General features: G+C 43.5%; 9 protein-coding genes. 4 read left to right on the top strand and 5 right to left on the bottom strand.

Features of this window, described 5'->3' with window-relative positions:
• Positions 1 to 265: DeoR family transcriptional regulator (locus ORD22_RS14990; RefSeq protein WP_317646956.1), on the bottom strand; the 265-nt coding region annotated here is incomplete at its 3' end.
• Between the two features lie 205 nt (positions 266 to 470).
• Between ORD22_RS14990 and ORD22_RS14985 the strand changes: the two genes are divergently transcribed.
• On the top strand, positions 471 to 650 hold the full coding sequence (locus ORD22_RS14985) for a hypothetical protein (RefSeq protein ID WP_317646955.1): 180 nt from the start codon (positions 471 to 473) through the stop codon (positions 648 to 650).
• 105 nt (positions 651 to 755) lie between these two features.
• Here ORD22_RS14985 and ORD22_RS14980 read toward each other — a convergent pair whose 3' ends face one another.
• The 4 genes from ORD22_RS14980 to ORD22_RS14965 all read right to left on the bottom strand — a co-directional run bounded on the left by ORD22_RS14980 (position 756) and on the right by ORD22_RS14965 (position 5,847).
• Positions 756 to 2,432, bottom strand: a complete 1,677-nt coding sequence (locus ORD22_RS14980) for a hypothetical protein (protein WP_317646958.1) — start codon at positions 2,430 to 2,432, stop codon at positions 756 to 758.
• A 248-nt stretch (positions 2,433 to 2,680) separates the two neighbouring features.
• Positions 2,681 to 3,913, bottom strand: coding sequence for a YbfB/YjiJ family MFS transporter (locus ORD22_RS14975; protein WP_317646954.1), 1,233 nt, complete (start codon positions 3,911 to 3,913; stop codon positions 2,681 to 2,683).
• Between the two features lie 250 nt (positions 3,914 to 4,163).
• On the bottom strand, positions 4,164 to 4,916 hold the full coding sequence (locus ORD22_RS14970) for an SDR family NAD(P)-dependent oxidoreductase (RefSeq protein ID WP_317646953.1): 753 nt from the start codon (positions 4,914 to 4,916) through the stop codon (positions 4,164 to 4,166).
• Entirely contained in the window at positions 4,903 to 5,847 is a 945-nt protein-coding gene (locus ORD22_RS14965; RefSeq protein WP_317646952.1) for an MBL fold metallo-hydrolase, read from the bottom strand. The genes ORD22_RS14970 and ORD22_RS14965 overlap by 14 nt, the downstream gene beginning before the upstream one ends.
• A gap of 182 nt (positions 5,848 to 6,029) precedes the next feature.
• On the opposite strand from ORD22_RS14965, the gene ORD22_RS14960 reads away from it, so the two are divergent.
• The 3 genes from ORD22_RS14960 to proC all read left to right on the top strand — a co-directional run bounded on the left by ORD22_RS14960 (position 6,030) and on the right by proC (position 9,432).
• Entirely contained in the window at positions 6,030 to 7,163 is a 1,134-nt protein-coding gene (locus ORD22_RS14960; protein ID WP_317646951.1) for an SPFH domain-containing protein, read from the top strand.
• 15 nt (positions 7,164 to 7,178) lie between these two features.
• The gene (locus tag ORD22_RS14955) at positions 7,179 to 8,288 is read left to right on the top strand and encodes a TFIIB-type zinc ribbon-containing protein (protein WP_317646950.1); all 1,110 of its coding nucleotides are present in this window, start codon (positions 7,179 to 7,181) and stop codon (positions 8,286 to 8,288) included.
• A 334-nt stretch (positions 8,289 to 8,622) separates the two neighbouring features.
• Positions 8,623 to 9,432: a pyrroline-5-carboxylate reductase gene (gene proC / locus ORD22_RS14950; RefSeq protein ID WP_317646949.1), complete on the top strand. Its 810-nt coding sequence runs from the start codon at positions 8,623 to 8,625 to the stop codon at positions 9,430 to 9,432.
• The last annotated feature ends 985 nt before the right edge of the window (positions 9,433 to 10,417 follow it).

Here is a 10,417-nt window from a genome sequence, read left to right as displayed (position 1 = left end):
AATGAATTCGCTCAATGATTTCTAGCTTAGCTAATTTTCGTAATGAACGGCGAATTGTAGAATTTGATACATGTAATTTCTTTTCCATCGTTTCATGCTTCAAGTGTGCGGCTAAATACTTCACCGAATAGCAGCGAATCATCTCCAGGACCGCACGATCTGTTTTATTCATCGCATTGTAGTGAATGTCTGAATGCTTGCGTGCTGCCGCGTCTAATTGTTCTTTGTTTGCGAATTTTGCGTAAGTAGAAAGATAGTGTGTCATAGGAAAAACCCCTTTTTCCCTCTATATAGAGAGCAGGGGTCAAAAAGTGGACAGGTTTTTAAAAAATAATTGTATTGTTTTCCACGAACGTTAGGTTTTATTTACAAACGTCAGATAATTGGCAATAGTGTGTTCACATGTGGTAAAATAGTGGTAGAAGGTTAGCTATTGATCCACGCTTTTTATAAAAAAGGAGGAAACGTAAATGACCGAACATGACCGTAAAAAAATCATCAAAAAGAAAGAAATGCGGACGAAGGAAATTTCGAAAATGATTAGTGAAGGTGGATTAGGATCGGACAAATATTACGATATTAAGAAAGTACCCCCTACGGTAGATTCAATCCAAGCAGATGACACCACTGGGGTTGACGAGGATAAATAAGCGAATGCATTAGTAAAAACAACAAGTCACCTTCCGCTAGTGAAAGGTGACTTGTTGTTTTTATTAAACATCAAAATAAATTTTCCATGAAAGGGCATCCCCCACTTACATACTGCTATTCGTTAATTCCTTTACAGGTAAAAATAATTCACCTGTCTCCAAATACGTAACAGTCAGTTGATCGCCTACTTCAACATAAATCGCCAGTGGTTCCACTTCCGATGAAACGAGGAAGTTTCGGCCATCTTCTGCGAGAATTGAGACTAGCGTAAAATCACCGCTACGTTCTTTAAATACACGTACAACTTTGACCGCCGCTTTCGCTTCTTCTGCACTAGAACTTCCATCGACCGAACTTCCCCCTCGTTGAAGTGCCGTTTTATACAATTTCAACGCCTCGTTTGGTGAATTCGCATAGACGGAGATTTCCGGATTTGCGGCGGATACAATAAAGTAATTTTGCAAGAATCCATTCGAATCCAGTACCGGCGTCAACCAACTCGCTTCACCGTAAAAGTTGTACAAGACTGGCATTTCCCCGCTCCATTTCTTTTCGATGAATTTCTTTTCAATAATTTGGAGCGCACCTTGTGAATCCATATATGACTCTTCCAAATTGCCCGTATAATATGTCGCTTTCCCCGTTCGGCCATCTGTTAATGCATAGCCAAGCATGGAATCGACGCCTTCTTTCGGACTGGTAAAATCAGTGAAATAATACATATGTCCTTGCGCATCAAAAATCGGGCTAACATTCGCTTCTGTTCCTTCATCTGAAGGAATTTTCACATCTTTTTTCCCGACAATTGAATTCCAAAATCCATGAATATACTTTCCAAAATAACTATTTTGAAGGCTGACCGCTTCGGGTGAAACCGCTCCGTTAATAAATTCAGGAACATCTTTTAACGCATACTTCTTCGTTGCGCCTGTTTTAGGATCCAACAGCACGATCCCTTTGGCTTCAAATCCGTTACGTGCTGAAATGAATTCCCCGTAGGTGCGAATATAATGCGGCTTCCCTTCATCATCGACTTCCAGTTGAACATCGCCATAAAATATTAAATTCGGCATAGCCATACGCATTTTACGATCCACTTTTTTATGGAAGTAAGAGGACGGCGTATAGGCCATTTCCGCTTGAATAAACTTAGGATTATCCGACGAATCAGTTGCGCTCATCGTGAAATAACCTGGTGTCGTTTTACCGTTAAACCATTTAAAGAAACCTGAAAACTCAACAGGTGCAATATACACAAATTCATCTTTCACTTTTTGAATTTGTAAATGTCCCAGTTCATAATAGCTCGTATTCGGTACTTGACCGAACGCCTTTTTCATTTTGTTGCGTGCAAATTTGGGTGGTACACTTGCGGGCGTTTTTGTATCATCAAACGCCGTGATCTCTACTTTAGTAGTCATCTCGACTGCTTCATACTTTTTATTCGCATTGAAAAGTGGGGCACTTAACACATACACACCGACGATTAGCGCAGCAAGGGATACGACCATTTTCACTTTGCGCTCGATTCCTTTAGAAAAAACTGCCCCTAAAACAGTAACGACAAGAAACAGTGCCCAAAGCGACGTCCAGTTCCGATCTATATTCGTTACGTAATAAAAAACGAAAACACCAATCGTGCCAATAACCGAAAGCGTCCCTAAAACGACCCACCGGCTTACAGATTTCGCTTGTTCTTTCGTTTTTACAGCGAGCAACGGAACAACAATCGCGCTCCCGACAACACCTACAACTAATGAAAATAGTAATAAATTTAACATCATCAACACCCTTTTTCAGTTTCAAGATTTTGTTGCATACTTTCTATACGTATAAGGGGTGAAATCGTTTCACTCAGTGATAAAAAACTTGTCTTGCGTTCTTTTCTTTAGCTGTCGCCAATTACATATATATGCACATTCTAGCTATGTAGCCAAGTTTTCCAATCGCTGACACAAAAAAAAGATACTAGCTTCTCACAAAATTGTTCGAAGACGTAGTACCTAATTTTACTATTCACTTGCATTTGTTAAGCAGATGGCACCGGCTTAGCCTCCAGCTCCGTCGCATCCAAGTCTACCGCATGTTCTTTCATTCGAATTGACAGCACAAACGCAACCGCGAGCGACACACTGCACATGATCAACGCCAACGGAATCTGCTGGAAATGATCAATAATCCAGCCGCCAATCCCCGGCCCAAACAGCTGCCCCGCCGCAAAGAAGAACGTCACGTAGCCAAGTGCAACGGGTGCATACGTTGGATGTACTTGCTCCGTTGACATCGCCTGGCAAAGCGACAGCATCCCAACAATCGTCGCTCCCCAAAAGAACTGACTTGCGATGAGGCCGATGTAGACTGGGAACAACACAGGAATTAGTAACGAAACCGCACCAATACCGAGTGTACATAATAAGGCGGATTTTCGTCCAATGCGATCCGATATACCACCCCAAAGCGGTCCACTGAGAATCGCCATCACGCCACTAATCGCCATAATCTGTCCTGCCTGATATTTCGTCAAGCCGACTTCGAGAATATAACTGAATAAAAAACTTTGAGGCACTAAATACGTAAAGCCGACCAATCCATAGATGAACGCGACACGCAATACCCGTTTATTAAAATAAACGAACTTCCAGAACGAGCGTTTTTGCTGTTCTTTCTTCAGCAATGGAATCGGTGGATCGCGTAAAATACTCATCGCAATGACAATCGATACAATCGACAAGACTCCATAGAAAAACCAAAGATAGCGCCAGCCCATATCCCCGAACCAGGTCGTGAAAAATGGTATTAACGCGCTTGATATCAACGTCCCAAGCCCCATGCCACTCACGAGAAACCCTATGAGCATCCCACGCTTTCTAGGGAACCAGCCGACAAGTATCGTGATCAGCGGCGTATAAGTGAAAGCGGTTCCAATACCGAGAATAAGCATAGCTATCATCGACAGTCCGTAACTTGGTACAAGCGATAGTATAAACAAGCCGAACGACACGAGTCCCGTTCCAAAAATAACGAGCTTTTTCGCACCGACTTTTGCCGCTAGTAAACCAACAAAAATGACCATGACTAAATAGCCAATGGAAATCGTCGTCGCAAGCATTCCCGCTTGCTTATACGACATCTCCAAGTTTTCTTTCATAAATGGCATAAGTATTCCGTATGACATCCGTCCAAAACCGAGGGAACTGACGGTAACCGCCACACTCGCAAATGCATACTTCCAAATGTTCTGTCCATGTTCACTCGCTAACATATGAATCCCACCCTTCCATCCACTACATGACCGTACTCATCAAGGTGTCGGATTCTAGTTGAAAGAGCAATTAGTCATCCTCATTTTTCAGATACTACTATATGTCTTTTTTGTGAACTTCAATACTACTATATCATTTATTACAAACTATTCAAACTTCTTTTTACGTAAAATCCACTTGACATAATAAAATTATTTAACGCAAAAAAACACGATTGTCCCCATTAGAGGGTAATCGTGTAGTAATCAATTACTTTTTATAAAAAAACGGCTTGCCGACTACTTCAACAACAGATGGCGCGAGGGCGTATAACTTACTCGTCAAACCCATTACACGCGGTACATTGACATCCCGGTTCGGACGCTCAATTGTCTTCACTATCGCATCGACAACCGATTCTACAGACAATACGTGAGAGCCTAGCGCTTGCTTATAACTTCCGGTTTGATCCGCCAACTCTATAAACGGTGTATCAATCGGACCCGGATGAACGACAGACACATCAAGCTGAAAAGGCGCAACTTCCATTCGCAAGGCGTTCGTATACCCAATCAACGCATGTTTCGTCGCTGCATAGACAGACGTCTTCAGAGTCGCCACTTTTCCAGCCTGCGAGCCAATAAATAGTAAATGCCCACTCTTTCGCTCCATCATGCTAGGCAGCAAACGTTGCGTCAGCTGCATAGGAACGAACACATTCATCTGAAACATCTCTTCCATCTCGTCGTCCGTTACATCTTGTGCCAAATTAAAGCGCCCGACACCAGCAGAGTACACTACAATATCCGGCACACCTACGCGGGACACAAGCCAATCTAGCTGCTTCGTATCTCGCAAATCTGCACAAAACCCTTCGATCCCAAGCGCTTGAAGCTGTTGTAGCGCACCCGCATTTCGCCCCGTAGCGAGCACGCGAAAACCAACACTAGCTAAACGCTTCGCCAGTTCAAATCCAACACCACTCGTCGCACCCGTAATCAGAACGGTTTTAGCAGACCGCATATTGATGCACTCCGTTGTTGTCAAGCGTTTCTTCAATCATTTCCCGGGAAACCAAATAATCTAGTTGACCTAGCGTTACAGATAATGTCAGCCCAAGCTCTTGTTCATAGACAGCTGGAAACAGACGTTGAGTTAATTCATACACCGTTTGTGGTTTTTCTTTAATCATCTCAAATACTTTCATAGCACGTTCTTGCTGTTTTGCGAGACGTTCTGTAATCAATTCATGCGCATTATAAATATCTCCTCCGTGTCCAGCGTAAACGATCTTCACTGGTAAATCGAGTAGACGTGTAAGGGACGCATTGTATTGAAGCAATGACCGTGGACGACCTTGTTGTTCTTTAAAAGGTGGTTCGACCAATGGATTGGAATTTATTTTCTCCAGTAATAAATCCCCACCGATTACCATTCCTTCGCGTTCATTCCACAAAGATAAATGGCTTTGCGCATGGCCTAATGACTCCTGCACGATCCACCCCGGATGCCCTGGCAACTCATCGCCTTCATTTACTACACGATCGACAGGACGATCGCCCATCAACTCAACGGAACGTCGGAAACGTTTAAGCCATTTATTATGTTCCTCGGGCACACCTACCTCATGCATCGATTGTATATAAAAACGATCATGACGTTCCATAAATTCAGGATCACGTGATAACCAATAATTCAAATACGGATGCCCTTGAATTTCCGCACGATCGAACGCTTCGATCCAACCGCAATGATCGGGATGATGATGCGTTACGAAAACTTGCTCAATATCATTGAATGAATAACCTAACTTTCGCAATTCTTGTTTTAACACTTCATACGCTTCAGGTGTTTTCGTACCCGCATCGACTAGCGTTAACGTATCACCTTTTAGTAAAAAACTATTTACATCTCCCACGCCAAATGGTGTAGGTGTCGCGATTTTATGAATCATAAAAAAATCCCCCTCAAAGGTGAATGACTATTCATTCTATTGTACACCTTTTTTTCCTATGCGTCACGTGACGGCTTATAAAATATTTATCCCGAAATGAAACCAAAATTCATCGTCCTTCGTATGGTATACTACAAGAAATTGCAGGTTTTGCAAAAGACTGTCGAGATGGAGGGTTTTCAATGGGAGTTTTCGGTTTTTTCAAGAATCAATTTATCGAAGTCATCGAATGGCAAGATCAACAGACGAATACATTAGTGTATCAGTTCCCTGTGCATAATAACGAGATTAAAATGGGTGCGGAGCTAACTGTTCGCGAATCTCAAGTGGCGATCATGGTGAATGAAGGGGAAATTGCGGACGTCTTTGGTCCGGGGAGACATGTTCTCTACACTCAAAATATGCCCGTTTTAACGAAATTAAAGTCTTGGAAGTATGGTTTTAATTCACCGTTTAAAGCGGAAGTGTATTTTATTAATACGAAGCAATTTATTAATCAAAAATGGGGTACGTCCAATCCAATTATGATGCGTGATCATGATTTCGGGATGATTCGTCTTCGTGGTTATGGGATTTATTCGTACCGAGTGAAAGAGCCCGTCGTCTTTTTACGTGAGTTATTTGGAACGAACAGTTCATATGATACGAGTGCGATTGAAGGTCATTTGAAGAAAATGATTATTTCAGGTCTATCTGATTTATTCGCGGAGTCACAAATCCCTGCGCTCGATTTAGCGATGCATTATGACGAATTAAGTGAATTAAGTAAGCAGAAAATGATTCCCCGTTTCGCGGAGTTCGGTTTTGAGATTACTTCATTATATATCGAAAATCTATCCCTTCCGAAAGAAGTGGAAGAAGCGATGGATAAGCGCACGACAATGGGTGTGCTCGGCAATATGCAGCAATATCAGCAGTACCAAGCAGCTGAAGCGATTCGAGACGCGGCACAAAACGAAGGTGGCGGGTTAGCTGGAGCGGGTGTCGGTATGGGTGCGGGTATGTCCATGGGGCAAGTGATGTCCAATGCGATGAATCCGACAAATCAGCCGACGCAAGCAGCTACGCCAACGAAAGCTTGTCCGCATTGCCAAGCGACGATTGATATAAATGCCAAATTCTGTCCAGAGTGTGGTAAATCAGCAGTTGCTGAGAAAGCTACTTGTATCAACTGTGATGCACAGATTCCAAAAGATGCGAAATTCTGCAATGTGTGTGGCACCGCACAAGTTTCAGAAAAAAAATGTCCTTCGTGCTCACATGCTAATTTGCCGAACGCAAAGTTTTGTGCAGAGTGCGGTGAGGCATTGTCGTAAAGTGAGGGATGCGTTTTGACTTCATTTGACGATAAACAACAGACCGTCGTAGAACATACGGAGAATATTAAATGTACGTCTTGCGGTGGAAATACTGAATACAATCCGGAATCAAAAGGATTAAAATGTCCGTTTTGCGGTCATGAAAGGCCGATCGAAGCGACGTACGATCATACAGTAGAGTTAGATTTCGAGTCTGCGGGTAACAGTCGGAATCATGTATGGCAAGAAGAGAAGCGCGTCTTTCAATGTCAAAACTGTGGGGCGGAGTCTGTTCTCGATGCCAATGTAGTAGCGGACTTTTGTTCGTTTTGTGGTTCTTCGCATATTTCCGTGACGGAAAAGGAGGCAGGAATCCAACCCGGACTACTCATCCCCTTCCAGATTTCACAAGAGCAAGCACTTGATAAGTTTAGAGTATGGATTAAAGGGCATTTCTTTGCCCCGACGCAATTAAAAAAAACTTATCGTCTGCATAAAATTTCCGGCGCGTATTTACCTTACTGGACGTATGACAGTCATACCGAGTCGCACTATGTTGTACGCGTCGGAAACTATTATTACGAAACGGTGACTCGTACGGTGTTTGAAGATGGCAAGCCGAGACAAGTGACCGAACAAGTGCAGAAAATTCGTTGGCATCAGGAAAGTGGAAATTATCGGGAGTTTTTTGACGATGTATTGATCAAAGCATCTTCCACCGTCGAGCCGAAACTCCTGCAAAAAGTCCAACCTTTCCAATTAACGAGCTTAACTGATTATAAACTAGAATATATGTCTGGCTTTTTCGCTGAACGCTATCAAACGTCCTTGCAACAAGGCTTTTTGGAAGCACAAGACGTCATGAGAAATGGTATTACGCGCGGAATTGAGCAAACTGTACCGGGTGATATCGTTCAAGTCGTGAGTTTATCTACCGATTATACAGATATTACGTATAAGCATATTTTATTACCAATCTGGATTTCTTCCTTTCAGTTCAATCAAAAAGTTTATCAATTTATCGTCAATGGACAGACGGGGAAAGTTTCCGGAAATTATCCGCTCAGTATCATGAAAATCGTCCTTGTATCCATTAGCGTCTTGATCGTTCTTTTGATTGTTTATCTGTTCTTAGAAAGCTAATCATAGTTTGACATTTTAGTAGGTACATGACATAATCATAAAAATAGATGGAACGAGCGTTGAGGAAGATCAGTAGATGTGGTGACGGATAAAAGAGAGTATGGTCAAGGCTGTGAGCCATGCATCCCACTCCCCATTGAACCTCCTTCCGAGCTGTTGTGGAAACACGACCGTATCTTCTGCGATAAAGAAGGCATGAAGTTGTGCTGTACACAAACAGCAAATTTAGGTGGCACCGCGGAAACCAAGCGTTTTCGTCCTGATGTTTAGGGACGAAAGCGCTTTTTTATATGTACATATTTAACAGAATAATCACTATAGGGGATGTATTTACATGGAGAAGATTTTATTCGTAGGCGCCGGTTCAATGGCCGAAGCAATTATTGCAGGAATTGTTGAGAAGAATGTATTACCGGGGAAACAAATATATGTCATGAATCGCTCAGACGCAGATCGTCTATGCGAATTGGAAGATCGCTATGGTATTACGAAAGTTTGTGAGGATCGTTCATTCATAAAAGAAATCGATTTAGTCGTGCTTGCGACAAAACCAAAAGACGTACAGCAAGTGATGAAGGATATTCGTCCGTACATCACAGACCATACAGCGTTCTTGTCTGTTATCGCGGGTATTTCAATCGAGACATTCGAAAAAGGACTTGGCAATCGACCTATCGCACGCTCTATGCCAAACACATCCGCTACTATCGGTTTATCCGCAAGTGGTATCGCGTTCAATGAAGATGTTTCAAGCGAAATGAAAGACTCTATCCTGAGCCTACTGAGTGCAATCGGCATCGTCAAAGTTGTGGAAGAAGACGACTTACACGCCGTAACCGCCCTTTCCGGCAGCGGTCCTGCGTATATTTATTACTTAGTCGAAGCACTCGAAGAAGCAGCAGTCGCACGCGGTCTAAACGCCGCAGACGCCCGCGAACTAATCGTTCAAACACTCGAAGGCGCCGCGGCCATGCTCAAAACTACAGGCCAAGAACCTAGCACCTTACGCACAAACGTCACCAGCCCAGGCGGCACAACCGCAGCTGGACTCAAAGCGTTAGAGTCCCACCGATTCAAATCCGTCATCGCCGACTGCATCAACAGCGCAGAAGCTAGATCACGTGAATTAGGTGCGATGTCTTAATAAGTAGCATAGTACGTTGTAGTTAGCGAGGGATTCAGTAACTTCAAGACACTTCAAACCGCTTCTGTATGTAGTGAAGTGATTCATCACTGAACCCACTTCGGCGCTGGCGGATGGCTCCCGCGATGAGCCAGAAAGGAAGATCGCCTTTCTGTCTCATCGCTCAGCCTACCGCTTGTAAGGCGCCTTCGTTTAGTGAGGAAAAGTAAGTAGCATAGTACGTTAAAGTCTAAAAGTGAATTTTCTTATGTAACAAAGCCTACTAAAACTACACTGTACTCACTAGCGTAGGCACAACTGCGGGGTCAGCCGAAGCCATGAGACAGCTAGCGTTCTTTGCTTGTTGGCTCATGGCGGGAGGCAATCCCCCACGTGCCGAAGCGGTGATAGGAAGCGGACCTTTACTCACTTCAGTACCATGAAAAAGTCGAGCAACGACACATTACAAACTAGTAGTAAGTCCCAGACACATCAATCCGCTTCTATATATAGTGAAGTAATTCGTCACTGAACCCACTTCGGCGCTGGCGGATGGCTCCCACAATAAGCCAGATAGGAAGAGCGCCTATCCGTCTTATTGCTCCGCCTACCGCTTGTAAGGCGCCTTCGTTCAGTCAGGAAAATAAATAGCATAGTACATTGAAAGTTGGTTAATAATTCAGTTTGTTCAAGACACATCAATACGCTTCTGTATGTGGAGAAGTGATCATCACTGAACCCACTTCGGCGCTAGCGGATGGCTCCCACAATAAGCCGGATAGGAAGGGCACCTATCCGTCTTATTGCTCCGCCTACCGCTTGTAAGGCGCCTTCGTTCAGTTAGGAAATAAATAGCAATGTACATTGAAGTTGAAAGGTTTAATTCGGTAAGTGCCAAAGCCCACTAAAACTACACTGTACATACTAGCGTAGGCACAACTGCGGGGTCGGCCGAAGCCATGAGACAACTAGCGCGATTTTCGCTTGTTGGCTCATGGCGGGAGGC

The sequence above is a fragment of the Sporosarcina sp. GW1-11 genome, assembly GCF_033088395.1.
Lineage (GTDB): Bacteria > Bacillota > Bacilli > Bacillales_A > Planococcaceae > Sporosarcina.
Note: the sequence above shows the minus strand (reverse complement) of the source record. Positions and strands in the feature narration are given on the sequence as shown.

What these genes read in the sequence shown, in the direction of transcription:
- ORD22_RS14960 (WP_317646951.1), top strand. Translation starts at nt 6,030, where the DNA reads ATGGGAGTTTTCGGTTTTTTCAAGAATCAATTTATCGAAGTCATCGAA.
- ORD22_RS14975 (WP_317646954.1), bottom strand. Translation starts at nt 3,913, where the DNA reads ATGTTAGCGAGTGAACATGGACAGAACATTTGGAAGTATGCATTTGCG.
- ORD22_RS14970 (WP_317646953.1), bottom strand. Translation starts at nt 4,916, where the DNA reads ATGCGGTCTGCTAAAACCGTTCTGATTACGGGTGCGACGAGTGGTGTT.
- ORD22_RS14965 (WP_317646952.1), bottom strand. Translation starts at nt 5,847, where the DNA reads ATGATTCATAAAATCGCGACACCTACACCATTTGGCGTGGGAGATGTA.
- proC (WP_317646949.1), top strand. Translation starts at nt 8,623, where the DNA reads ATGGAGAAGATTTTATTCGTAGGCGCCGGTTCAATGGCCGAAGCAATT.
- ORD22_RS14980 (WP_317646958.1), bottom strand. Translation starts at nt 2,432, where the DNA reads ATGTTAAATTTATTACTATTTTCATTAGTTGTAGGTGTTGTCGGGAGC.
- ORD22_RS14985 (WP_317646955.1), top strand. Translation starts at nt 471, where the DNA reads ATGACCGAACATGACCGTAAAAAAATCATCAAAAAGAAAGAAATGCGG.